The organism is Deltaproteobacteria bacterium (genome assembly GCA_016709225.1).
GTDB classification, from domain to species: domain Bacteria; phylum Myxococcota_A; class Polyangia; order Nannocystales; family Nannocystaceae; genus Xiheibacterium; species Xiheibacterium phototrophicum.
This window is the reverse complement of the sequence record JADJEE010000001.1, coordinates 2,759,648-2,783,443: the sequence shown is the minus strand read 5'-3', so window position 1 is coordinate 2,783,443 and position 23,796 is coordinate 2,759,648. Positions and strand designations below refer to the sequence as shown.

21 protein-coding genes are annotated in these 23,796 nt (G+C 70.7%); 13 read left to right on the top strand and 8 right to left on the bottom strand.

Annotation, left to right across the window (positions count from 1 at the left end; translation table 11 throughout):
- Window positions 1-72: 72 nt before the first annotated feature.
- The 7 genes from IPH07_11275 to IPH07_11245 all read left to right on the top strand — a co-directional run bounded on the left by IPH07_11275 (window position 73) and on the right by IPH07_11245 (window position 7,260).
- The gene (locus IPH07_11275; protein ID MBK6917972.1) at window positions 73-1,554 is read left to right on the top strand and encodes an oligosaccharide flippase family protein; all 1,482 of its coding nucleotides are present in this window, start codon (window positions 73-75) and stop codon (window positions 1,552-1,554) included.
- Window positions 1,544-2,671 carry a glycosyltransferase gene (locus tag IPH07_11270; GenBank protein MBK6917971.1) on the top strand — a complete coding sequence of 376 codons (1,128 nt, stop codon included), beginning with the start codon at window positions 1,544-1,546 and terminating at the stop codon, window positions 2,669-2,671. The genes IPH07_11275 and IPH07_11270 overlap by 11 nt, the downstream gene beginning before the upstream one ends.
- Window positions 2,668-3,378 carry a class I SAM-dependent methyltransferase gene (locus tag IPH07_11265; protein MBK6917970.1) on the top strand — a complete coding sequence of 237 codons (711 nt, stop codon included), beginning with the start codon at window positions 2,668-2,670 and terminating at the stop codon, window positions 3,376-3,378. Before IPH07_11270 ends, IPH07_11265 begins: the two co-directional genes overlap by 4 nt.
- Window positions 3,375-4,505 carry a glycosyltransferase gene (locus IPH07_11260; protein ID MBK6917969.1) on the top strand — a complete coding sequence of 377 codons (1,131 nt, stop codon included), beginning with the start codon at window positions 3,375-3,377 and terminating at the stop codon, window positions 4,503-4,505. Before IPH07_11265 ends, IPH07_11260 begins: the two co-directional genes overlap by 4 nt.
- Before the next feature lie 68 nt (window positions 4,506-4,573).
- A complete protein-coding gene (locus tag IPH07_11255) occupies window positions 4,574-5,299 on the top strand; it encodes an NRDE family protein (GenBank protein ID MBK6917968.1) in 726 nt (241 codons plus the stop codon).
- 51 nt (window positions 5,300-5,350) lie between these two features.
- The gene (gene hpt, locus IPH07_11250) at window positions 5,351-5,914 is read left to right on the top strand and encodes a hypoxanthine phosphoribosyltransferase (protein MBK6917967.1); all 564 of its coding nucleotides are present in this window, start codon (window positions 5,351-5,353) and stop codon (window positions 5,912-5,914) included.
- Window positions 5,911-7,260 carry an amidohydrolase family protein gene (locus IPH07_11245; GenBank protein ID MBK6917966.1) on the top strand — a complete coding sequence of 450 codons (1,350 nt, stop codon included), beginning with the start codon at window positions 5,911-5,913 and terminating at the stop codon, window positions 7,258-7,260. Before hpt ends, IPH07_11245 begins: the two co-directional genes overlap by 4 nt.
- Before the next feature lie 43 nt (window positions 7,261-7,303).
- Here the strand turns inward: IPH07_11245 and IPH07_11240 are convergent, their stop codons facing one another.
- On the bottom strand, window positions 7,304-8,419 hold the full coding sequence (locus tag IPH07_11240) for a glycosyltransferase (GenBank protein MBK6917965.1): 1,116 nt from the start codon (window positions 8,417-8,419) through the stop codon (window positions 7,304-7,306).
- A gap of 74 nt (window positions 8,420-8,493) precedes the next feature.
- On the opposite strand from IPH07_11240, the gene IPH07_11235 reads away from it, so the two are divergent.
- The 4 genes from IPH07_11235 to IPH07_11220 all read left to right on the top strand — a co-directional run bounded on the left by IPH07_11235 (window position 8,494) and on the right by IPH07_11220 (window position 11,768).
- Complete coding sequence (locus IPH07_11235; GenBank protein ID MBK6917964.1) at window positions 8,494-9,414, top strand: sigma-70 family RNA polymerase sigma factor; 921 nt, start codon at window positions 8,494-8,496, stop codon at window positions 9,412-9,414.
- Window positions 9,415-9,810: 396 nt separating this feature from the next.
- Window positions 9,811-11,021, top strand: a protein-coding gene (locus tag IPH07_11230; GenBank protein MBK6917963.1) for an IS3 family transposase whose coding sequence is annotated in 2 segments (ribosomal slippage) — window positions 9,811-10,117 and window positions 10,117-11,021 — 1,212 coding nt in all. Because the reading frame shifts where the segments join, the coding sequence is not laid out codon by codon here.
- Window positions 11,022-11,059: 38 nt separating this feature from the next.
- Window positions 11,060-11,341 carry a hypothetical protein gene (locus IPH07_11225; protein ID MBK6917962.1) on the top strand — a complete coding sequence of 94 codons (282 nt, stop codon included), beginning with the start codon at window positions 11,060-11,062 and terminating at the stop codon, window positions 11,339-11,341.
- The gene (locus IPH07_11220; GenBank protein MBK6917961.1) at window positions 11,328-11,768 is read left to right on the top strand and encodes a hypothetical protein; all 441 of its coding nucleotides are present in this window, start codon (window positions 11,328-11,330) and stop codon (window positions 11,766-11,768) included. The genes IPH07_11225 and IPH07_11220 overlap by 14 nt, the downstream gene beginning before the upstream one ends.
- Before the next feature lie 10 nt (window positions 11,769-11,778).
- Here IPH07_11220 and IPH07_11215 read toward each other — a convergent pair whose 3' ends face one another.
- Together IPH07_11215 and IPH07_11210 are read right to left on the bottom strand one after the other, a co-directional pair.
- Window positions 11,779-11,988, bottom strand: coding sequence for a hypothetical protein (locus IPH07_11215; protein MBK6917960.1), 210 nt, complete (start codon window positions 11,986-11,988; stop codon window positions 11,779-11,781).
- A gap of 456 nt (window positions 11,989-12,444) precedes the next feature.
- The gene (locus IPH07_11210) at window positions 12,445-13,611 is read right to left on the bottom strand and encodes a VCBS repeat-containing protein (GenBank protein MBK6917959.1); all 1,167 of its coding nucleotides are present in this window, start codon (window positions 13,609-13,611) and stop codon (window positions 12,445-12,447) included.
- 142 nt (window positions 13,612-13,753) lie between these two features.
- Here IPH07_11210 and corA point away from each other — a divergent pair, with 142 nt between their 5' ends.
- Entirely contained in the window at window positions 13,754-14,881 is a 1,128-nt protein-coding gene (corA, locus tag IPH07_11205) for a magnesium/cobalt transporter CorA (GenBank protein ID MBK6917958.1), read from the top strand.
- 17 nt (window positions 14,882-14,898) lie between these two features.
- On the opposite strand, the gene IPH07_11200 is transcribed toward corA, so the two are convergent.
- From IPH07_11200 to IPH07_11180, 5 genes are read right to left on the bottom strand one after another with little or no spacing between them, the layout of a single operon-like run.
- Complete coding sequence (locus tag IPH07_11200; GenBank protein MBK6917957.1) at window positions 14,899-17,124, bottom strand: hypothetical protein; 2,226 nt, start codon at window positions 17,122-17,124, stop codon at window positions 14,899-14,901.
- Window positions 17,117-17,617, bottom strand: a complete 501-nt coding sequence (locus tag IPH07_11195) for a thermonuclease family protein (GenBank protein ID MBK6917956.1) — start codon at window positions 17,615-17,617, stop codon at window positions 17,117-17,119. Before IPH07_11195 ends, IPH07_11200 begins: the two co-directional genes overlap by 8 nt.
- Complete coding sequence (locus tag IPH07_11190; protein ID MBK6917955.1) at window positions 17,614-20,457, bottom strand: hypothetical protein; 2,844 nt, start codon at window positions 20,455-20,457, stop codon at window positions 17,614-17,616. The genes IPH07_11195 and IPH07_11190 overlap by 4 nt, the downstream gene beginning before the upstream one ends.
- Before the next feature lie 19 nt (window positions 20,458-20,476).
- Window positions 20,477-21,721 (bottom strand): thermonuclease family protein, encoded by a 1,245-nt coding sequence (locus IPH07_11185; GenBank protein MBK6917954.1) that lies wholly within the window; start codon window positions 21,719-21,721, stop codon window positions 20,477-20,479.
- Window positions 21,712-22,410, bottom strand: a complete 699-nt coding sequence (locus IPH07_11180) for a hypothetical protein (GenBank protein MBK6917953.1) — start codon at window positions 22,408-22,410, stop codon at window positions 21,712-21,714. Before IPH07_11180 ends, IPH07_11185 begins: the two co-directional genes overlap by 10 nt.
- Before the next feature lie 241 nt (window positions 22,411-22,651).
- Between IPH07_11180 and add the strand changes: the two genes are divergently transcribed.
- The gene (gene add / locus IPH07_11175) at window positions 22,652-23,773 is read left to right on the top strand and encodes an adenosine deaminase (GenBank protein ID MBK6917952.1); all 1,122 of its coding nucleotides are present in this window, start codon (window positions 22,652-22,654) and stop codon (window positions 23,771-23,773) included.
- Window positions 23,774-23,796: the final 23 nt, after the last annotated feature.

Sequence of the window (23,796 nt, the reverse complement as noted above, 5' to 3'; positions counted from 1 at the left end):
CTGGGCCCTCGTCTTGCCGTGCGGCCCACGGCGCGCTGCGGCACACTGCGGGCGCCCCCTTCCGCATCCGCGATGCAGCAAGACGCACGCAAACCAGCGCTCGGTCGCGACGGCATGTGGCTGGGGGTCGCGAAGCTGTGGTTCCTGGTCTCGAGCTACGCGATCACGATCTCGCTGACGCATCTGGTCACGGCGGACGTTTACGGCTCGTACTACGCGATCGCGCGGCTGGTCGCGGTGCCCAACATGGTGATCATCTACACCGTGTTGTTCTCGGTCAGCCGACCGCTGGCCGCCCAGTTCGACGAGGGTTGCCCCGACTATGCCAGCATCCGTGCACGCGGCCTGAAGCTGGCGCTGGTGCTCGGGGTGCCGTCGGTGGCGGTGGTGTTGCTGGCGGCGCCGTGGCTGGCGAGCTGGCTGGCAGACCCGTCGCTCGAGGGGCCGCTGCGGGTGGTCGCACCGATCTCGTTGGTCTACGCGATCTATGCCGTGAACCTCGGCACGCTCAACGCGGTGCGCCGGTTCCGACGGCAGGCGTTGCTCGACATCGCGATGGCTGGCAGCAAGGCGGTGCTGATCATCGCCGCCGCGGCCGCCGGCCTGGGCCTGACCGCGACGCTGGCCGGCTTCACGCTCGCGAGTGTCATCGCGCTGCTGTTGTCGCGCGCGATGGTGGTGGGGGTCGCGCCGCAGCCGCTGGCGGCCGAGCGCGTCGGCGCGTCGATGGCCGCGTTCGCGGGGCAGCTCATCGTGTTCACCGCGGTCACCAACCTGCTGCAATCCGCCGACGTGTTGCTGCTCAAGTCCCACGCGGTCACCGAGCTCCAGGACGTCGCGGTGGGTCACTACGCCAGTGCACAGCAGATCTCGTTGGTGCCCTACAGCCTCATGAACGCGGTCGCGCTGCTGGCGTTCCCGCTGATCGCGGCGATCGACGGCCAGCAGCGCGCGAAGGTCCGCCTGTACGTCACGCAGACCGCCAAGGTCACCGTCGTGCTGCTGGCGTTCATGAGCGCGGTGGGCTCGTGCTGCGCTCGCGAGATCCAGATGCTGCTGTTTCCCTCGGCCTACGCCAGCGTCGCCAGCGAGCTGCGCCTGATGGTGTGGGGCTTCTCGGGCTACTCGCTGGCGGTAACGGTGGCGTGGATCCTGAACAGCGCGAAGCGACCGCGGCTGGCGGTCACGCTGGTGGCGGTGCCGCTGGTGGTGGTGGTCGCGGGCGCGCAGCTGCTGGTGCCGTCGCAGTTCACCGGTGGCGCGGCATGGGCGGTCGCGGCCGCGGGCCTGGCCGCCGCCATCGCGGCGCTGCTGGCCCTGCGCACCAGCTTCGGCGCGCAGCTGTCGTTGGCGCAGCTGCTGCGCATCGGCGTGTGCGTGGCGCTGGTCGAGCTGCTGGCGTGGTTGTGGCCGGTCACCTCGACCGCGGGGCTCGTCGGCAAGCTGGCGATCGTCGCCAAGCTCGTGGTGCTGGCGATCGCCTTCGTGGTCGCGGCCCTGGGCACGCGGGTGATCAGCGTCGCCGAGCTGAGGGGACTTCGCAGTGGCCGCTAGTCCGTCGTGGCTGTTGGTCAGCAAGCCGCTGCGCGCCCCCTTGCGCGACGGCACCACCGTGTTGGCGTCGTCGCTGGTGTCGGCGCTGCCGCCCGGGCGTGAGTGCGCGTACCTGGGCGATCCCGGCGCGCCGCTGCGGGCCGGCCTCGATCGCGTGCTGCCGTCGCCGCCGGTGGGTTACGCACCGGGCCTGGTCGATCGCGCGCGACTGCTGGCGACGCTGGTCGATCCAAGGCTGCGGTCGCTGCACGTGCACCTGTTCTTCTCACCCAACCCGACCAGCCAGGGGGTGCTCGCGGGTCTGCGCCGCGGCGCGTCGCTGCGCCGCTCGGGGGCGGCGCGACGGTGGGTGCAGACCATTCCCGCCGGCGACGGTGCCGAGCGCTGCGTCGGCGCGCTCGCGGTGCTCGACGCGGTGGTCGTGACCTCGGAGCACACCCGCGAGAACCTGCTGCGCGCCGGCTTGGCGCCGGAGCGGCTGCACTGCATCCGTCCCGGCGTGGTGCTGCCCGAGCACCTGACGCCGGTGGCTCGCTCACAGCGCCTGCTCTACGCCGGCGACCTCGACGACGATGTCGCCGCACGGGCCATCGCGCTGGCGGCCCTGCTGCAGCGGCCCGAGCTCTCGCAGTGGCGGCTCACGCTGGCGTGTCGACCCAAGGGCGACGACGACGTGCGTGCGCGCGCCCGCGTGCGACGCGAGCTCGCCGATGCGATCGCCGACGGCCGCGTCGAGGTGCTCGCCGAGGTCGACGACATGGACGCGCTGTTGCACGACACCGCGCTGCAGCTCTACCTGGCCGATCACACGCGGCGGAAGGTCGACCTGCCGTTGGTGCTGCTCGAGGGGCTCGCGCGGGGCATCGGCCTCGTCGCCGTCGACGCGCTGCCGGTCGCGGAGATCTTCGAGGTCGCGGCGCGCCACGGCTGCGAGATCGGCCTACGGGTGCCGTGCGAGGCGACCGCGGCGGCGCGGCGCATCGCCCATGCCCTGCTCGAGCCGGCCCGCGCGGCGCACTGGGGTGCGCAGGCCCGGCGGCTCGCGGGCGTGGCGTTCGACCGTCGGCAGATGGCGGCGGCGTACCACGAGCTGTGGCAGGAGCTGGAGCGGCGATGAACGACAATCGTGCCTACTACGACGCGTTCGCCCAGGGCTACGACCGCGGTCGCGATCGCGGCTACCACAAGCTCATCGACGATCAGGCCGCCGCGCTGGTGCGCCGCGTCGGCGAGGCCCGCGACGTGCTCGAGGTCGGGTGTGGTACCGGGCTCGTGCTCGCGCGCGTGGCCGACTTCGCCCGCAGTGCCCGCGGCATCGACCTGTCGCCCGGCATGCTCGAGCACGCGCGCGCACGCGGCCTCGACGTGCGCGAGGGCTCGGCCACCGCGTTACCGTTCGACGACGCCAGCTTCGACGTCGCCTACAGCTTCAAGGTGCTCTCGCACGTTCCCGAGCTCGACCGCGCGCTGGCGGAGATGCTGCGGGTCGTGCGTCCCGGCGGCCACCTGGTGTTCGACATCTACAACCGCCACTCGCTGCGCTACCTCATCAAGCGCGCGTTCGGCCCGCGTCCGACCTCGAGTCAGTTCGACGAGTCGGCGATCTCGACCGCGTTCCTGACCGCGGACGAGGTGCACGCGCGACTGCCCGCCGGCGCCAAGGTGGTGGCGCAGGCCGGCATCCGGGTGCTGACGCCGCATCCGCGGGCGTTGACGCTGCCGGCCATCGGTCGCGTGCTCGAGGGGCTGGAGTGGGCGTTGATGGACACGCCGGCCCGGCGCTTCGCCGGCTTCAGCGTGTACACGGTGGAGAAGCTGCGATGAGTCGCGTGCTGGTGGTCTCGACCACCTTCCCGCAGTACGAGGGCGACCCCCGCGGCGAGTTCATCCTGCGCCACTGGCAACAGGCCGCCCGCCGCGGCGTGCACGTGCGGGTGCTGGCGCCGCGCACCGCCTGGTGCCGTGACGACGGCCTGCAGGCGGCGAGCGGCCTCGAGATCGTGCGCTTCGACTACGCGCCCGCGCGTTGGTCGACGCTGACCGGCAACTTCGGAATCCTCGAGAACATCCGCGATCGTCCGTGGCGCGCGGCGCTGGTGTGGCCGCTGTGGCGCGGGCTCGCGGCCGCGCTGCGACGCGAGCTCGATCGCGGCGATGTCGAGCGGGTGGTGGCGCACATGCTGTTGCCGGGCGGCTGGATCGTCGCGGAGCAGTGCAGCCGCCGTGGGCTGCCGTTCGAGCTGTTCGGTCACGGCACCGACGTCGACGTGTTACTCGCGCTGCCGCGATCGCTGCGGCGGCGCTTCGCCGCCCATGTCGCGGCCGCCGCGACGATCCGCTTCCCGTCGGCGGAGAAGCGCGCGCGCTTCGAGCGGGCGTGCCCCGGCAGCCTGGCGCCGACGCGGCTGGTGGTGGAGCCGATGGTGCACTGCGTCCCCGATCCACAGCCGTCGCCGGCGCGCGTGCGTGATCCGGCGCGGCCATCGATCCTCTACCTCGGTCGGCTCATCCCGCAGAAGGGCGTCGACGACCTCTTCGCCGCGGTCGCGTCGGCGCTGCCCGCTGCCCGGCTCGACATCGCGGGCGATGGTCCCCATCGCCGCCGACTCGAGCGACACGCGCGGCGCCTGGGCCTGCGACCGCGCTTCCACGGCTTCGTCCACGCCGAGGCCAAGCACGCGCTGCTGGGCGCCGCCGATGTGGTGTGTGTGCCGTCGCGCGAGGTCGCCGGGCTGTCCGAGGGGGCGCCCCTGGTCGTGCGCGAGGCCTTCGCCTACGGCGTGCCCGTGGTCGCCACCGCGGTCGGCGGCATCCCCGAGCTGTCCGGCGGTGGGCGGCTCGAGCTGGTCGCCGCGGGCGACCTCGCGGCGCTCGGACAGGCGCTCGTGCGCGTGCTCGCGGAGCACGACGATGGCGCCGCCTCGTCGCCGCGGCGTCGCCACGCGATGTGATGCGGTCGCGACCGCGGCGCGACGAGCTCGGCTGCTATGCTGGCGGGCAATCGACGATGTGCACGCTGGTGGTTGCGACAGGCCTATGGCGCGACGTCCCCCTGGTGGTGGCGGCGAACCGCGACGAGTTGCTGCGGCGGCCCGCGAGCTCGCCGTCGTGGGTGGTGCAGGGCGGCGTGCGGTTCTTCGCGCCGCGGGACCTGCAGGCCGGCGGCACCTGGATCGGCGTGAACGCCCACGGCCTGTTCGTCGGCATCACCAACCGCTTCACCGGTCATGGCTCGCCCAAGGCCCCGCGCTCGCGCGGGCTGCTCGTGCTCGATGCGTTGTCGGAGGACTCCGCGACCCATGCGGTGCGGCGCATCGCGAGCGAGTCGCCTGCGCGGCACGAGCCGTTCCACCTCGTGATGGCCGACGCCGCCGGTGCGCACCTGGTGTGGAACGACGGCAAGCGCCATCATCACGAGCCGCTCGCGCCCGGCTTCCATGTCGTGACCGAGCGCAGCTTGAATGCCGCGCCGAGCGAGCGGGTCGCGCGCCTGCGTCGCGAGCTGCCGGCGCTGTACGGTAGCGTGCGGCCGAGCGCCGAGCAGTGGATGGAGGTGCTGCGCACCCACGCCGATCCCGGCATGGAGGGCACCTGCGTGCACGTGCCCGAACACGCCTACGGCACCCGCTCGTCGACGATCCTCGAGCTGGGCGCCGCGCCGCGCTGGTGGCACGCCGATGGCCCGCCGTGCACGACCCCCTACCGCGAGCTCGAGGACTTCGCGGCGCGGTTCGCCGACGCCTGAGCGCGGTGCACGACGGCGCGCCCGCGTACTATGCTCCGCCGCGACACGACCATGACCGACCAGGATGCAGGACTCTCCGCCGCGATTCGCGAAGTGTTGTTCGACCAGGCGACCATCGCGGCGCGGGTCGCCGAGCTGGCCTCGGCGATCGCCCACGACTATCGCCGCAAGAAGCCGCTGGTGGTCGGCGTGCTGAGCGGGTGCTTTCCGCTGATGGCCGACCTCGTGCGCGGCATCGACGTGCCGATGGAGGTCGACTTCATGGCGGTGTCGTCGTACGGCAGCGGCACCAGCTCCTCCGGCGTGGTGCGGATCCTGAAGGACCTGAACCAGGCCATCGAGGGCCGCGACGTGCTGCTGGTCGAGGACATCGTCGACACCGGTCTCACGCTGCGCTACCTGCTCGACAACCTGCAGACCCGGCGGCCCGGCAGCCTCGCGGTGTGCACGTTGCTGGACAAGCAGGAGGCTCGCACCGAGCGCATCGACGTGCGCTATGTCGGCTTCCGCTGCCCCAACGAGTTCGTGGTGGGCTACGGCCTCGACTACGCCGGGCTCTACCGCAACCTGCCGTACATCGGTGTGCTCAAGCCGGAGATCTACGCCAAGCCGTGAGCGTCGGCGGGGACATCGTGCTGCGCGGCGGCACCGTGGTCGCGATGAATGCCTCGCGCACCGTCACGGTGGCGGACGTCCACGTGGTCGCGGGCCGCATCGCCGCGATCACGCCGGTCGGCGCGTCGACGCCCGCGGGCGCACGCGTGCTCGACGTCGGCGGGCTGCATGTGCTGCCGGGCTTCGTGCAGGGGCACACCCACCTCGGACAGGCGTTGCTGCGGGGGCTCGCCGAGGGCCGCGATCTGCTGCGATGGCTGCGGGAGCGCGTGTGGCCGCTCGAGGCCGCCCACGACGACGAGAGCGCCTACTGCTCGGGCTTGCTGGGCGCCGCCGACTGCCTGCTGTCGGGCACCACGACGATCCAGGACATCGGCATCGTCACGCACATGGACGCGATCTTCCGCGCCATCGACGACAGCGGCCTGCGGGCGATCGCCGGCAAGTGCCTGATGGACGAGGGCCTCGGGGTCCCGGCGGTGCTCGCCCAGCCAACCGCGCAGGCGCTCGACGAGGTCCGTGCGCTGCACGGGCGCTGGCACGGCGCGGCCGGGGGCCGCATCCACGCGCTGCTGTGCCCGCGCTTCATCCTGTCGTGCTCGAAGGCGATGTGGGAGGGCGTCGTCGCGCTCGCCCACGAGCTCTCGCTGCCGGTGCACACCCACCTGCTCGAGCACGCCAACGAGGAGACCGAGGTCACCGCGCTGCTCGGTGAGGGCCAGCTCGAGTGGCTCGACGCGTTGGGTGTGCTCGACACGCAGCTGTCGATCGCCCACGGCGTACAGTTCGAGGCCCGCCACGCCGCGCGCCTCGCCGGCCGGCCCCTGGGCATCATCCACTGCCCGTCGGCCAACCTGAAGCTCGGGTCGGGCATCGCCGATCTGCCGTACTTGGACGGTGTGCCCGGCGTGCGGCTGGGCATCGGTTGCGACGGTGCGCCGTGCAACAACGACATGGACGTGCTCGAGGAGATGCGGCTGGCGGCGCTGCTGCAGGGCATCAAGTCGGGCCCGGGCCGTGTCGCCAGCGAGCGCGTGATCGCGATGGCGACCATCGACGGCGCGGCGGCGATCGGGCTCGATGCCGAGATCGGCAGCCTCGAGCCGGGCAAGCGCGCCGACCTCGTGGTGCTCGACCTCGACAAGCCCGGCAGCTTCGGCGCCGATGCGGTGTCGGTCTACGATCGCATCGTCTACGGCACCGCGCGCGAGGCGGTGGTGCACGTGTTGGTCGATGGCATCCCACGGGTCGAGCACGGCGCGCTGACCTTCACCGATGCCAAGCAGATGCTCGCGCGCGCACGGGCGGCCATCGGCGCGTTGCTCGGCCGCGCGCAGCTGGCCTGAGCCGCGGGGGCGTCGCTGCTTCGGCCGCGTGCGATCGCCGGGCTCAGCCCGCGGCGGTCGCTTCGATCCATGCCGCGACCGCCTCGGCGCCGTCGGGCGGTGCGGTGGCTCGCAGGCGCTCGTGCAGGTGCGAGCGGCGGGCGTCGTCGCCGAGCAGCTCGATCAGCGTGCGACCCAGCAGCTCGCGGTTGCGCACCGGATCGACGAGGTCGTCGATCACCAACGCACCGCCGGCATCGACCAGCGGCCGCACGTTGGCGCGCTGGTGCCCGTCGGCATGGAAGGGGTTGGGCAAGAACACGCTCGGGGTCGCGTTGGCCCACGCCTCGGCCACGCTGCCCGCACCGGCGCGGCTGATCGCGAGGTCCGCGGCACGCCACGCGGCGCCCATGCGATCGCAGAACGCGACCACCTTCGCCTGCACGCCGGCGTCGTCGTAGGCGCGCTGCAGCGTGGCGACGTCGAAGCTGCCGCACTGGTGGAAGACCTGCCACGACGACAGCGCGGCGGCGCCGTCGCGGTCGCCGACGAAGGCCATCATCGCACGGATGATCGACTCGGCGCCGTGGGTCGCACCGGTCACGAACAGCAGCGGGCGATCGCGATCGAGGCCCAGCGCGGCGCGGGCGTCGGCGCGGCTACCCTCGCCTATCGACGCCCGTCGCAGCGGGAACCCGATGACGCGCGCGCCCTCGAGCGCGGCGGTGGGGTAGGCGCTGAAGACCACCGTGCACTCGCGGCGCAGGTGGAGGTTGGCCTTGCCGGGGATCGCGTCGAGGTTGACCATCGCGCGCGGCAAGCCCAGCTTGCGCGCGGCCACCAGCGCGGGCCCGGACACGAAGCCGCCGGTCGCGACCACGGCCGCGACGCGCTCGCGCTGCAGCACCGCGACCGCTTCGGCCACCGCGCGGCGCCACGACCACAAAAACGGCACGAATCGCCAGGGCCTACGCATCCCCGGCAGCGGCTGCACGCAGCTGGCCACGAACGGCAGCTCCAGGCGACCCAGGGTGGCTGCGTCGCCGGGCCGTGCCGAGACCATGAACAGCGGATCGACGCGATCGCCCCGCTCGCGCAGTCGCTCGACGATCGCGACGTTGGGGAAGATGTGACCACCGGTGCCACCACCGGCAAGGAGCACGCGCGGGCGCTGGGGCACCGCCGCATGCTACCAGCTCGTGAACACGACCGCGCAGGCTCGCGGCCCCCGCGGGATATACTGGGCGGACCCGCGTGGCCACAGCCCGCACCACCCATGTCGCTCGATTCCTCGAGCACCTGCCGAGCGAGCTGCCGGCGGCGCTGCGCGATGGCTACCGGGCGCTGCCGAACCTCGGCGATCTGCTGAGCGACATGCTCGCGCAGGCCCTCGCGACGTGGCCGCAGCTGTCGCTGTCGGCCGAAGACTTCCTCGATTTCACGGCCGCGCGCATGCCCGCCGATCTCGCGCCCGACGAGGCCCTGGGCGGGTTGTTCGTGGCCGATCTGTTCCTCGCGTGCGCGTGTGCCCGCGGTGATCGGCGCGCGCTCGAGGCGTTCGAGCACGAGTACACCGCCGAGATCGCCCGGGGCCTGACCTCGATGGCCGGCGACGCCGTGCGTGGCGACGACTTCAAGCAGGAGGTCCGGCACAAGCTCTTCATCGGCAAGCCGCCGGCCGGCCCCAAGATCGGCGAGTACAGCGGTCGCGGCAGCCTGCGGCGGTGGGTTCGCATCACCGCGCGGCGCACGTACATCGATCTGATGCGCGCCAAGCAGCGCGACCCCGAGATCCTCGTGGGCGACGACGCGGTCTCGGAGCGCACCAGCGAGCAGGACCCGGAGCTCGCGTACATCAAGGACCGCTACAAGCTCGAGTTCCGCACCGCGTTCACCAACGCGCTCGGCACGTTGACCACGCGCCAGCGCAACATCCTGCGCCACCACTTCGTGCACAAGCTGCGCTTCGACGAGATCGCCGGCATCTACCGGGTCCATCGCGCCACCATCGCGCGGTGGATCGCGGATGCCCGCGCCGACCTGCTCGAGCGCACGCGCGCGCTGCTGCGCGAGCAGCTCGCGGTCGAGGGGCCCGAGTTCGACAGCATCATGCGGCTGGTGACGACCGACATGGACTTCACGGTCAGCCGGCTGCTCAAGCGCCCGGGGCCGTGATGGTTGCGAGCGACCTCGGCGACGCATCCATGACGCCGCAAGCAACCTGACATGAGGGGCGGGCTGAATGGGAATTCGATCAAGCGTGTGCTTCGTGTGCTTCAAGGTGTGGATGCGCACGTTCGACTGTGACGCGACGCGCCGAGCGCCGGACACTTGATGCGTGTCCGCTTGCAGTAGCCGTTCGCGCTCGGGCTTGAGGAGCGGCCCAGCGCGAGCGGTTACTCTCGCGGCAGCTGACTCGCGCTCGCGATTTTAGACGCGTTCTCCACCTGGGCGAAGCTGGAGCTCGCCTTCGCGCACAGGGGCTGCCGAGCTGGCGTGGAGCACATCTCGTTTCGCAGGAAGTGGCTTTGGTCCTGACCCGATTTGGTGGACACGCGAGAAGAGGGGACAATGCCAAGGAGAGTCGAGGTCGAGGTGTCCAAAACAAAGAGGCGGAAGCGCCGTTCGTTCACCGCGGAGTTCAAGGCCGAGGTCGTTCGCCTGGTGAACGCGGGCGGCAAGAGCATCGCCCAAGTCGCTGCAGAACTCGACCTCGAGCAAACGGCCGTGCGTGCGTGGGTGAAGCAAGCGGAGGTCGATGCCGGCCAGCAGCCTGCCGGCCAAGGGCCGCTGACGACGGACGAGCGTGACGAGCTGCGCCGCCTTCGCCGCGAGAACAAGCGCCTCGAGATGGAGCGAGAAATCCTAAAAAAAGCGACGGCCTTCTTCGCCAAGGAGAACTCGTGAGGTTCGAGTTCATCCAGGCGGAGAGGGCCAACTTCCCGGTGGCGATGATGTGCCGGCTGCTCGAGGTGTCGCGCAGTGGCTTCTACGCCTCGCGACGTCGACCACCGTCGGCGCGCAGCGCAGAGACGGTCCGGCTCGAGGTCGCGATCGCCGTGGCCCACAGCACGAGCCGCAAGACCTACGGCAGCCCGCGCGTCCACGCCGAGGTACGCGCGGCTGGGTGGGCCGTCGGACGCAAGCGTGTGGCCGCGATCATGCGGCGCAAAGGCCTCGTGGGCCGTGCTCGACGACGGTTTCGCCGAACCACCGAAGTCGACCCGAACTTGGCGATCGCGCCGAACATCCTCGACCGCGAGTTCAGGATGTCGGCGCCCAACCAGACGTGGGCGACCGACATCACGTACGTGCGCACGTGGGAAGGCTGGCTGTACCTCGCCGTCGTCATCGACCTGTTCTCGCGGCGCGTCGTCGGCTGGGCGGTCGCCGACCACATCCGCACCGAGCTCTGCCTCGACGCGCTGAGCATGGCGATCGGTCGACGCCTGCCCGACGCCGGCCTCGTGCATCACTCCGACCGCGGCTGCCAGTACGCCAGCGACGACTACCGACGCATCCTCCGACGACACGGCTTGACCTGCAGCATGAGCCGCAAGGGCAACTGCTGGGACAACGCAGTCGCCGAGAGCTTCTTCTCCGGCCTCAAGACCGAGCTCATCTACCGCCACGCCTACCGCACCCGCGCCGACGCGGCCAAGGCCATCACCGAGTGGATCGAGGTCTTCTACAACCGTCACCGCCGCCACTCCACTCTCGGCATGCTCAGTCCTGCCGACTTCGAAGATTTCCATCGACGCAACGCTGCTCAGGCAGCATAACCAACCTGTCCACGAAATCGGGGCAAGGCCAAGGCCAGATGGAAGATGCGTCAGAGTCGGGGACGCACACCTTCAGCGACATCGACCTCAGTGTGAAGATTCGAAAAGCTGCGGGCGGATTCTGCACCCTTTCGGGAGCGCTGGTGTCAACTGCTACGGATTCGTCTAAGGACGCGAAGTCGATGGTCGCGGTTACGAGCACGACGCTCGCCGGTCAGTGCGTCGAAGTCTTCCTCGACAAGGTGGCCGTGCCGCCCGCCGGCATCACGACCCGGACGTTCTGCTACGCCGCAGCGGTGGTGGACGATGCACCTCAATGACCGAACTGCCGTGGCTCTCGCCGCTTGCTTCGTCGTGTCGATTGGCTGCGGGCGCGAGGGCGGCCCAGCGGGTCAGCAGGGCGAGAATTCCGGTCGCTCAGGCTGCGCGCTCGCAGAGGTTGGCGGCGTTCAGCTGAACTCTGAGCACGCAACAGCGATTCAGGCCGCGATTCAACCCACTCCAACGATGGCTGCGGCCGAAAGACTGCTTGTCGATGCGGCGCTTGCTCATTTGTCGATGGGTGGGTCGCTCACGGACTCAAGCGCGCAAGAATGGCTTGGTACGTATCGGCGTTTTCAAGCTGCCGCCGCGCAGGACGCCAACGAGCGTCGCTCGATAGACGTGGTTCTCGAGCGCCTCGCAAAGGCCAAGTCAACATACGGGTTCAGGGACGGTCGCTGTTTGCTGGAGGAGGACGGAACATGAGGCGCTGGCTTCAGGCAGTCTTGGTGAGTTGCGCGTGCGGCAACGACGACGGTGTGACGTCGATGGGCGGGCACTCCGAGCACGGTGGCACCGGCGCGTCCGGCAGTGGCACCGGCTCGGCCGAAGGGTCCGCAACGAACACGAGCACGATCTCGGACTCCGTCAGTAGCGCTGAGGCGTCTGGCAACGTGGACAGCGAGACGACGTCGGGTGATTCCATGGCGAGTTCAGGGGAATCCACGACGGACGGCGGATCGGCCGTGGACCCGTACGCCCTGTGTGCTGGCGCGCGTTCAGAGGCTGAGTGCGAGGGCGTTGCGATCGAGGCGACGCCGGAGATCGCATCGCCGAGCTGCCAGTGGCGCGAGGTGTACAGCGTGAGCGTAGAGGAGCAGTGCACCCTCCTCGACGCGACTGCGCGGTGCATTCTGTTCTTTGGGAACCTGCAGGGGTGCGGGGGACCAGGGTGTACGTTTCCGAATGACGGCGAGCTCTACGTCCGCGAGGTGGAGGGAATCGCCGAATTGCTGACATACCCACGCAACGACGTGTGCGGGCCGCTGCCGGAGGCACCGGCGGGCGAGCCTGCGTGGGCGGATTGTGCGGGCTCTTCACATTCCGCGTGCGCATGCATCTGCGACCTCTTGTAGCCCTCGGCGAGGGCAGCTGTGCCGAATCACGGATCGCCGTGCACGATGCGGAGCTCGCCATCGGCGAAGGCTCCGACCACCAGCTCGGCCGCGCCGTCGCTGTCGAGATCGGCGATCGCCAGCTGGGCGATCGCGGTCCCGAGTTCGACCTCGGCCGCCGCGGTGAAGCGGCCGCGACCGTCGCCGAGCCATAGCCGCACGCGGGTGTCGTCGGCGGCGAAGAACGCCAGGTCGAGCCGCGCGTCGCCGTCGACGTCGCCGGCGCTGATGACCTGGCCGGCGACCTCGCCGATGTCGGTGCTGCGCAGCGCCTGCAGGCGGCCAAGCTGCCCGCGCCAGGCCTCGAGGCGGGGCGGTGCCGCGTGAACCACCAGCAGCTCGTGGTCGCCGCGGCCGTCGAGGTCGAGCACCGCGACGCCCTGGGCGTCGGGCAGCTCGTCGACGCGCTCGGGGCTGGCGAACCCGCCGGGGCCGCCGCGCGAGAGCAACACGCTGCCGTCCTCGGCGTGGGCCAAGAGCGCGTCGTCGAAGCCGTCGCCGTCGAGGCGCCCGATCGAGAAGCTCGTCGGCTCGAGTGGTGCTCCGACGGTGCCGATCACCGTCGACAGCGGGGGCTCGAACTGGCCCGGGCTGCGGCCGCGGGCCCACGCGAGCTCGACGCGATCGCCGACGGTGCCGAGCGCGACCACGTCGGCGACGCCATCGCGATCGACGTCGACGATCGCCGAGGTGCGGGTCGCGACGCCGACCTCCACGGTGTGCGGTCCCGTGAACGAGCCGGCGCGGTCGGCCAGGTAGATCGACATCGCGGTGTCGCAGCCCGCGACCAGCAGGTCGGTGGCGTCGTCGCCATCGGCAGGGCCCAGGGCAGGGTGCGCGCTGCAGCCGGTGACGCCCGCGTCGCGAAACGGCGCGAGCGTGCCGTCACCGGTGCCCAGGCCCATCGCGGCGACCACCCCGCGCTCGGTGTCGACGCCGAGCACGAGCACGTCGAGGTTGCCGTCGCCGTCGAACTCTGCGACCCGCAGCGCCACGGGGGTGAACGGCACGTCGTAGCGATCGATGTCGTCGCCGAAACACGCCTCGCCGGCGACCACGTGGCCATCGCCGCAGCTGCGGGGATACAGCACCCGGTCGACGCAGCCGGCGGGGCCCATCAGGCTGGCCAGCACGATCGCGATCAATCGCGCCACGCGCTGCACGGATCGTCGCGGGTGCATCCCATCGTCACGCTACCACGGCGCAAAGCGGCCAGGGGCGGACACCCGCAGCCGACAGGGCAGCGCCGACGCGCCCGTGGGATTGCGGCATGCTGTGCCCGCGAGGTGCGGCCGGATGAGCAAGCGCAGCCCCAAGACGAAACCCCCCGGCGGTGAGCAACGGCGGCGGCGGCGGCGACAGCAACCGCCGGGTCTGCACACGCCGCCCGGCACGCTCACCGCCGAGCCCGACGCCGCCGCACCGGTGGTGCACGCGATCGCCTATGGCCCGGTCGGTCAGGCGGCGTTCGAAGCCCATGAGCTCGACCGCTTCGACGCCGGCGAGATCGCACGGCTGCGACGCACCCACGCGGTCACGTGGCTGCACGTGGTCGGCCTGCGCGACGCCGGCCTGGTCGCGCGCATCGGTGAGGCCTTCGGCCTGCATGACCTGGCGCTCGAGGACGTCCTGCATACTAACCAGCGGCCGAAGATCGAGCGCTTCGATGCGGTGCTGCAGATCGTGCTGCGCATCGTCGACGAGCCCGGCTCGCCGGAGACCGAGCAGCTGACGGTGTTCATCGGTGAGGGCTTCGTGGTCTCGTTCGAGGAACGCAAGGGCGACATCTTCGAGGTCGTCCGGCAGCGCATCCGCGACGGCAGCGGGCTGGTCTGCGACCGCACCGCGGACTTCCTCGCCTACGCGCTGCTCGACGTGGCCGTCGATGCGTTCTTCCCGGTGCTGGAGGGCGTCAGCGACGAGCTCGAGGCCATCGAGGACGTGATCCCCACCGGCGACGCGGTCGAGATCGGCCCACGGCTGCGCCGCGTCAAGCACCAGCTGCTGGGGCTGCGTCGCGCGCTGTGGCCGTTGCGCGAGGTGCTGGGCGCACTGACGGCCGACGACTCGCCGCTCATCCACCCCGACACCCGCGCGTACCTGCGCGACTGTCAGAGCCACTGCGCCCAGCTCATCGACATCGTCACCGTCAACCGCGAGCTCGCCACCGACCTCGTCGATCTGCAGCTCTCGGTCGCGGGCCAGCGCATGAACGAGGTCATGAAGGTCCTGACCGTGATGGCCACGCTCTTCATCCCGCTGACGTTCATCAGCAGCGTGTACGGCATGAACTTCGATCCCAACGTCTCGCCGCTCAACATGCCCGAGCTGCGGTGGTTCTACGGCTATCCCTTCGCGCTGTCGCTGATGTTCGGCGCGGCGCTGGTGCTGCTGTGGTGGTTCCGCCGTCGCGGCTGGCTGTGAGGCTCGCCCACGGCTCTTCAGAAGCGCGAGGAGACCTCGAACCACAGCCAGTGCTCGGGGTTGGGGCTGCGCGCCAGCGTGGCGTCGCGGCGATCGAGGCGGAAGATGAGGTCGTAGCGCACGCGTGGCACGAACCACCGGCGCACGCGGTAGGAGACGTCGAAGTAGCCCCACACCGACTGCTCGTAGCGGGCGCGGTTCTGGATGTCGTCGTCGTAGTAGCGCCAGCGCATGCGGATGCGCAAGGGGTCGATGGGATTGGTCGTGATGAGGAAGATGCCCGCGCCGTCGTGGCGCACGCTGCCCGGGTAGTCGGAGTCCTCGGTGAAGTCGTGGCGCCACTGCAGCTGCATCCACACCCGGCGATGGGGATCGAAGCGCATGCGCGCGGTCATCGAGTAGCGTTCGCCGGTGCAGCCGACCACGGTCGCGCCAGGCTCCGTGCTCGGCATCGTGTCCTGCGGATCCTCGGTGACGGTCGAGCCGTTGGCATCGACGTCGTACGCGTTGTCGCCGAGGTCGCAGTACGACTCCACACCGCCGTTGTCGCCGATGTCGCGGTCCTGGACCTGGAACCATAGGCCGGGGCGGAACCAGTCGGTCGCCTGCGCATCGGCGCGGGCGTAGAACTTGATCTGCGGCCGTGGGCGATCGACGTCGCTCCACACGTCGAGGAAGGTCCGCAGGGTCACGCGGTCGGCCAGCTGCGCGCTGTAGCGGACCCGACCGCCGGCCTCGTTGCTCGCCCGCAGGCCGGCGTTCTGGTCGGCGGCGGCGATCGAGCGCGAGAAGGGGTTGTTGAACTTCTTGTCGTAGTAGCGGGCCGAGACCTCGATCTCGTGGACGTCCCAGGTCGCCGTGTGGCGCACGACCGTGCCCATGCCGCCGCCGCCGGGCTTGGTCTGGTTGTCGAAGCTCCGCGCGACCTCGACGAACAGATCGGCCCAGCGGTAGCCCCACGACGCATCGGCACCGACCGCCCCGAATGCGCCGCCGTACGGGAAGGGCGAGTAGGGGCGGAAGTCGAGGTCGACCCCCTGTGCACGCCAGCGCGGCGCGGCGCCGTAGCCGGTCACGCCGACGTGGGTGCGGCGATCGTGGAACCACGAGAAGTTGCCGCCGCCGAGCATCAGGTCGAAGAGGTTCGGCAGGGTCTGGAACGAGTACTCGCTCGACTCTGCGAGCAGGGGGTCGCGTCGCTTGAACACCGGCGGCGCGCTGCAATCTGGGTTGTCGCTGTCGGTCGGGTCGCTGCAGCGGTCGGTGTCGTAGACCTGGTACTGATAGATGTCGCGGGGCTGGAACGAGAAGAAGCCGTACAGCTGCAGCCAGCCCTTGGGCAGCGAGATGTGCTTGGCGCCGGCGGCGACCCCCAACAGGCCGTAGCGGAAGCGGTAGTCGGGGCTGCCGTACTTCGAGGTGTCGCAGGGCACCCCGTCGAGCTCGCCGGTCGATTCCTTGCAGAGCCGCGTGAGCTTGACGCGCCGCAGGTACGAGTCGTCGAGGAAGAAGCCGTTGGGGGTGTAGCGACCGCTGTTGTCGAAGGTCAGTCGCTGGCCGAAGCCCACGCGATAGCTGCCGAGGATCACGCCGTACTCCGGCGTGTCCCACTGGATGAACGCCTTGGGCAGCCGCACCCGCGGTCGGTCGATCTCGGCGCTGAGCGCATCGCGGTTGGGATCCCACGCCACCGGCCCCAGGCGGTTGTGGGTGAGGAAGCCGGCCATGCCGAGCGTGAGGTGCTGCAGCGTGTTGACGCGGGCCTGCAGCACCATCGGCGGCGCACGGTTGTCGCCGACGGTCCACACCGTCTGGTAGCGGATCGAACCGTTGACCGGCGCCTTGCGCGGGTCGACCTCGCCGACGGTGAGGAACGCGGCGATCGACGACAGTGTGCGCTCGCTGAGGACGCCGGCGGTGACCAGCGCGGCGGGATCGTGGATGTGGCCGGCCTCGGCACGGTAGGCGAGGATGCGGTCGACGTCGACGTAGGTGAGGTTGGGCAGCGCGTAGAGGTCTTCGCGTGCGGCAGTGTCGAGGTCGGTGCCGCGGCGCATCAGATCGACCAGCGTGTCGTAGGTGCCCTCGCTGATCTGGCCGCTGGTGTAGAGCTCGTAGAGGTCGTCGTCGTCGTCGACGTCGATGAAGATCTCGTACTCGATCGCGTGCGCGGGGCCGCCGACGGTCAGCGTCAGGACCGTCGCGAGCGCGACCACCAGTGCCCGCCACAGCCGCTCAGTCACAGGTGACCTCGTCACAGGCACCCCACAAGCCGACCATGCCCTGCTGCGCGGCGTACTCGAGGTCTTCGAATGCGTCGATGCGCTGCTGCCCATTCGGCGGGATCTGCAGCACGCACGCGAAGCCCCGCTCGACCATGAGCGCGTTGACGTCGCGGCCGTCGATCGAGACGTAGGCCAGCAGGCGATCGTAGTCGTCGGTGCAGACCTCGTCGTACGACAGCGAGACGGTGCGGCCTTCGACCAGCTGCTGGTTGAAGTCACTGGCCTCGTGCCCGTAGCAGTCGTTCTTGCCCTGCGTGCTCTCGGGCGTGTCGATGAGCAGGTAGCGCACGCGCTGGCCGTCGTCGAGCTCGACGGTGTCGCCGTCGATGACGCGCGCGACCACGGCCTGCCGAGGGCCGCAGCGGTCGTCGCCGGCCTCGCCGCAGGCCAAGGTGGCGCCGACGCCCGCGGATGCGAGCGTGAGCGTCAGTCTCGCGGTGGCAGCGTTCATCCGCACGCGTCGTTGGTGGCCATCGGCGTGCCGTGGTCGCCGGCGCCGTAGCTCGAGCTCGCGGCGCACCAGTTGGCGTCCAGATCGTTGGCGGCGGCATCGAGCGCGCCCTCGTCGAGGTTGCGCGAGGCACCGCTGGGCACGGTGGCCCAGGTGACGGCGTCGATGATGGTGCCGGCGACCCCGACCGCGAGGCCGTCGTTGCTGTTGACCAGGCCGAAGCCGAACACCAGGCCGCCGTCGGGCAGGCCGCCGTTGGTGGCCATCGTCGCGTCACGCACGAACAGCGCCCGGCTGCCCGCCGCGACCGACAGGCAGTTGGGGCTGGCGAGGGTCTGCTGCAGCGTGGTCGCGACGCCGTCGTCGGTGGTCGAGAGCTCGAGGCCGTTCAAGTCGATGTTCGCGAGCACGGCGAGTTCGAAGTACTCGCCGTTGGCGTCGGCGACCGCCGCCGGGTTGGCCATCACCTCGCTGATCACGAGGTCGCCGGGCCCGGCCATGACGATCGCCCGCATGTTGCCCCCGTCGTTGCACATGCCGGAGCCGCCGCCGCCGCAGTCGTCGCCGATCGCCCCCGGGGTCCCGCGATCACCGTCGCCGTACACCGCCGTCGCAGCGCAGAAGCTGCCTTGGTCGTCGTTGTCGGTGGGGTTCTCGAGGTCGGGATCGAGGCTGCTGGCGGCGCCGGGCGTCGAGCCGCTCCAGGTCACGACATCGAGCGCCTCGCCGCCGTAGCCCACGACCAGCGCGCCGCCGCCGTTGGCGAGGCCGAAGCCGAAGGTGCCGGCGACCGCCGGCAGGCCGCCGTTGGTGGCCATGTCGTCGCTGCGGGCGAACACCACCCGGGTGCCCGCGGTGACCGCGATGCAATCTCCGCCGACCGGCAGCGTGGTGTCGGGGTTGCCGACCTCGGTGCCGAGCTCGACGCCGTTCAAGTCGACGTCCGCGAGCACGAGCACCTCGAACCACTCGCCGTTGGCGTCGCTCACCGCCGATGGGTCGGGCATGAACTCGGTGATGACGAGCTGACCTGCGGTCGGCGGCACTGCGGTGCGATCGGTGCCGCCGTCGTTGCAGGTGCCCGGGTTGACGGTGCCGCAGGCGGGGTTGGTCTCGCCCGGGCTGCCGAGGTCGCCGTCGCCGTAGGGCGTGCTCGCGGTGCACCAGTTCGCGGGGTCGTCGTTGTCGGCCGGGTCCGAGAAGCTCGGGTCGAGCGCCGTGGCGGCGCCAGCGGTGGTGCTCGACCACGTGATGTCGTCGAGCACGGCCCCGCCATGGCCGATGAAGAGGTTGCCGTCGCCGTTGACCAGCGAGAAGTCGAAGGTCGCGGCGACCGCGGGCAGTCCGCCGTTGAGCAGCGGATCGGCCTCGCGCGCGACCACCAGCGCGTCGCCGACCCCGGCGAGGATGCAGTCGGCGGTGTCGATGGTGGACTCCACCGCCGCGTCGCGCCCCAGCTCGAGGCCGTTCAAGTGCACCGGCGCGGTCGCGGTGATCTCGATCCACTCGCCGACGGTGTCGTCGGCCGCAGTGGGGTTGGCGCTGAACTCGGTGATCACCAGATCGCCGACGCCGGGTGCGATCACGTCGACGAAGGCGGTGCCGTCCCAGCACTGACCCTCGGGCGGGGCGATCTGGCACTGCGCGTCGTTGGCCGCGCCCGGGGTCCCGAGGTCGCCGGCGCCGTACGGCGTGATGGCGGCGCAGAAGTGCGTGGGGTCGTCGTTGCCCTCGGCCGTCACGAAGTCGGGATCGAGGCTGCTGGCCGCGCCGGGGTCGCTGCCGGTCCATGCGACCTCGTCGAGCACGTCGTCGCCGTAGCCGAGGAACAGCGAGCCGGTGGAGTTGCCGAGCGAGAAGTCGAACAGGCCCAACGGGCTCTCGAGGCCGCCGTTGGTCGCCGGGTCGTCGCCACGCGCGAGCACCACGTAGCTGCCGGCGGTGATCGAGATGCACTCGCTGCCGTTGATGGTGCCGAGCGGCTCGCCCGCGACCTTGCCGAACGACACGCCGTTGAGGTCGACGGTCTTGCCGACGTAGATCTCGAACCACTCGCCGTCGTCGTCACCGACGGCGCTGGGATCGGCGTGGAACTCGCTCAGCACCAGGTCGCCGAGCCCGGGCGCGACCACGTCGCGTTCGCTGCCGTCCTGCACGCAGGTGGTCGGCACGCCGCTGCCGACGCAGACGTCGTTGCGCGCGCCCGGGGTCCCGACGATGTCGGCGGAGAACATCGTGGTCGCGTCGCACCACAGCGTGAGGTCGTCGTTGCCCGAGGCGTCCGGGCTGCGGCCGCCGTCGAAGCCGCGCGAGGTCGCGTCGCTGGCTCCGTCGTAGAGCACCTCGTCGATGGGGTTGCCGCCGCACAGCACCGCCAGCGAGCCGGCGGTGTTGCGGAGGTCGCCGAGGTCGTCGCCGTAGCCGTAGTCGACGTGGTCGGGGCGGATCGCAGGGTCTTCGATCACGCCGCCGACCACCGCCCAGCTCTTGCCCTCGATGGTGAGCGCGGTGACGACGTGTTCCTTCGGCGAGCCGCCGTCGTCCTTGGCCGAGCGCAGCACCAGACCCGAGACGTCGACCGCGACCTCTCGGGCGTTGTAGATCTCGAACCACTCCTGACCCTTGTCGGTGCCGGCCGGGTTGGCGAAGATCTCGGTGATCACCAGGTCGCCGGGCACGATGCCACCGGCACACTCGCCGCCGCGGTTGGGATCGCCGCCGTGGCAGGCGCAGAGCACCATTGCCAGCGTGACGCCGAGCGTGCCCGTCGCGGCGGTGCCCTGGGCGGAGCCCGGGGCGTCGTTCGTGCGGGGGCGAAGGCGGCGGTGACGTTCGTGCATGGTGGCCTCGTCGGCGGGGCTAGGGTGGCGAAACCGTGTCGTCCTGCGCGGGCGTCACGGGCGTCGGATGGCTCGGCGGGGTCACCGGCGCGAGTTCCTCGGATTCGGGATCGGGCGCGGTCGGATCGCCCGGTGGCGGCGCGTCGGGGCGCGGCATCAACTCCGCTGCGCGCGCCCAGGTGTCCTCGAAGCGCACCTGCTGCGGGCGCTTGATCACCATCTGCAGCTGCTCCTCGCCGGCGCGGCCACGCTTGCCGCGGAACTGGTACTTCGACACCGTCCCGCGCACCCGCACGAACTCGCCCTTGGCGTCGGCGATGTTGGTGCTGGCGAAGACCTCGTCGTCGAAGAACACCAGTGTGAAGTCCGAGAACATGCGGCGGCTCAGCATCACGCGGGTCGGCGCGCCGCCGTTGCCGATGCGGATGTCACCGACGGTCGCGAGCAGCTCGACCTCGTCGCCGACGTGATCCTCGAGGCGCTCGAGCGCGTCCCAGTGCGTCAGTGGCACGAAGTCCTCGCGGCCCGCCGACGCGCGATCGAAGCCGGCCACGAACTCGGCGCGGGCGTCCCACCAGGCCAGCCGCGCGTCGTAGTCGAGGTAGTGCTCGGCGCCCGGCCGCCAGATGCCGCGCTGGGCCGCGCGGGCCTCGTTCTGCGCGGCGACGAACGCTTCGTGGAAGCGGGTCGCGTAGCCGTACTTGGTGAAGTAGGGGCTCATGCCCGCGCGCACGCACTCGACGTTGTAGTTGACCCACTTGCCGTCCTTGCGGGCGAACACGTAGGCGAGGTAGCGGTTGTAGCGATCGCGGAGGTCCTTTGGGTGATCGCGCTCGAGGCGGACCTCGGTGACGCCGGCGAAGAACTCCTGCGCGAAGTGCTTGGCGTCCATGCCCAGCGGGGTCGGGATCTTCACGGGTCGCGGGGTCTTGGCCTGCTCGGTGCGCAGGTACTCCGCGAAGCCGACCTCGTAGGCACGCAGGGCCTTGTCGCTCTTGAAGGTCTCCTCGCAGTCGAGCCCGAGCAGGCGCAGGCTGGCGTCGAGGCCCTCGACCTTGATGGTGTCGCCGTCGACCACGGCCTTGTTGGCGAGCGTGAACACGCCGAGCACGAGGCCCGCCGGGGCCTCGCGATCGGCGAGCGACGCCGCGAGCTCGGTGCGATCGTAGCGACCGTCCTGCAGCGCCTCGGACTCGACCGCGCAGGACGCCGCCGCGACCAGCAGCACGCCAGCGAACCACGCGCGCGCGCCACTCACGGACACGGCGGATTGGCCTCCCCCGGGGTCCCCGGTACGCCGAGCTCGACCATCGCGCCGTCGGGCTCGTGCTCGTCGGCGCACCACGCCGCGTCCATGTCGTTCGCGTCCGCCGATGGCGTTCCGCCCAGGGCCCACGTGCCGTTGGTCGGCAGCTCGGTCCAGTCGAGCTTGTCGATGATCTCGTCGCAGCTCTCGAGCAGGAGCACGCCGCCGCCGTAGAGGTCGCCGTCGTACTCGCCCGCGAGGCCGTAGTCCATGCCGTCCGGGACCTGGTTCTCGGGTACGAAGGCGAACACGAAGTACTCGCCGGCGGCGATGCTCCGCTCGCGCCGTATGACCATGTCCTGCGCGCCCGAGCCGTCGCGATACGACAGCCGCAGGTGCAGCCCGTCGAGCGCGATCGCGTGATCGGAGACGTTGGCGATCTCGATCCACTGCGGCAGCGAGTTGGGTGTGCTCTGGGGGCCGCGCAGCTCGGTGATCACGAGCTCGCCGACCGCCGCGTCGGCGCACACGAACGGCAGCGGCTCGTGCACGCAGCCCACTGCGATGACGGCCCCGATCGCGAATGCGGCGCGCGAGCGCGAGGACGGCGTGCGCGCGGCTGCACGCATGCGCAGCCGCACGTGCGCAGGCGCGGGCAGGCGAGCACGCCGCCGCCGCGTGCCGAAGGTCGAGGCCAGCGTCCGCAAGGCCGCCAGTCTATGGCAAGCGATGGCGGTTGGGGTAGCATCGACGTGACGGTACGGGCCGTCGGCGCACGTGAGCTGCGCCCCTGGTGCACGCGATCGCGTGCGAAAAACGCCCCACCCGCACGAGGTCTTGGGCGTCCTGCCTCATCGTCCTCGCGAGTCCGGTACCCGACCCGCCGCTCGTGGACGGAATCGTTCACACCCGTGTCACCGCGGCGTCGCTTCTGCCGCTCGAGATCCCATGCACGAACCCCTGCCATTCTCGCTCTTCGAGCGCCTCCCCAAGACCGACCTCCACGTGCACCTCGACGGCTCGATGCGCCTGACCACGGTACTCGAGCTCGCGCAGCAGCAGGGCGTCGAGCTGCCCGCGCGCGACCCCGAGGGCCTCTCACGGGCGATGCATGTCGGCGAGAACACCGGCAGCCTGGTGAAGTACCTCGAGGCGTTCGACATCACGCTCGCGGTGCTGCAGACCGCCGACGGTCTCTACCGCGCCGCCTACGAACTCGCGCAGGACGCCGCGGCCGAGAACGTGCGCTACATGGAGGTCCGCTACTCGCCGATGCTGCACACGCGGCAGGGCATGCGGCTCACGCAGGTGGTCGAGACGGTGCTGCGGGCGATGTACGACGCTGGGCAGGCGCACGGCATCGAGGTGCGGCTGATCCTGTGCGGCATCCGCAACATCTCGCCGGAGTCGTCGCTGGAGATGGCCGAGCTGGTGGTCGCGTACAAGAACCGCGGCGTGGTCGGCTTCGACCTCGCGGGCGCCGAGTACGACTACCCGCCCAAGGATCACCAGGAGGCATTCGCGCTGGTGCGGCGTAACAACATCAACGTGACGATCCACGCCGGCGAGGCCTACGGCCCGGCGTCGATCGCTCAGGCGCTGCACCTGTGCGGTGCGCACCGCATCGGCCACGGCTGCCGCCTGCGCGAGGACGGGGATCTCCTCCACTACGTGGTCGACCATCGCATCGCGCTCGAGTGCTGCCCGTCGTCGAACGTCCAGACTGGCGCGGTCCGCTCGCTCGAGAGCCACCCGATCCGGCTCTACTACAACCTCGGCTCGCGGGTGACGGTCAACACCGACAACCGGCTGATCACCGACACGACCATGTCGAAGGAGCTCTACCTGCTGCACACGCGCATGGGTTTCTCCCTGCGCGACATCAAGCAGGTGATCCTGAACGGCTTCAAGAGCTCGTTCCTGCCCTTCCACGAGAAGCGGCGCTACCTCGAGAAGATCAGCCAGGAGCTCGCCCAGTTCGACGACGCCGGTGGCCCCGCCGAGGTGGTGGCGCTGGGCTCGCGCGCGGCCGCCGGGGCGGACGGCCCCCGGGTGGTCGCGGACGCCTGAGAGCATGCGTCACGGCCGGGTCA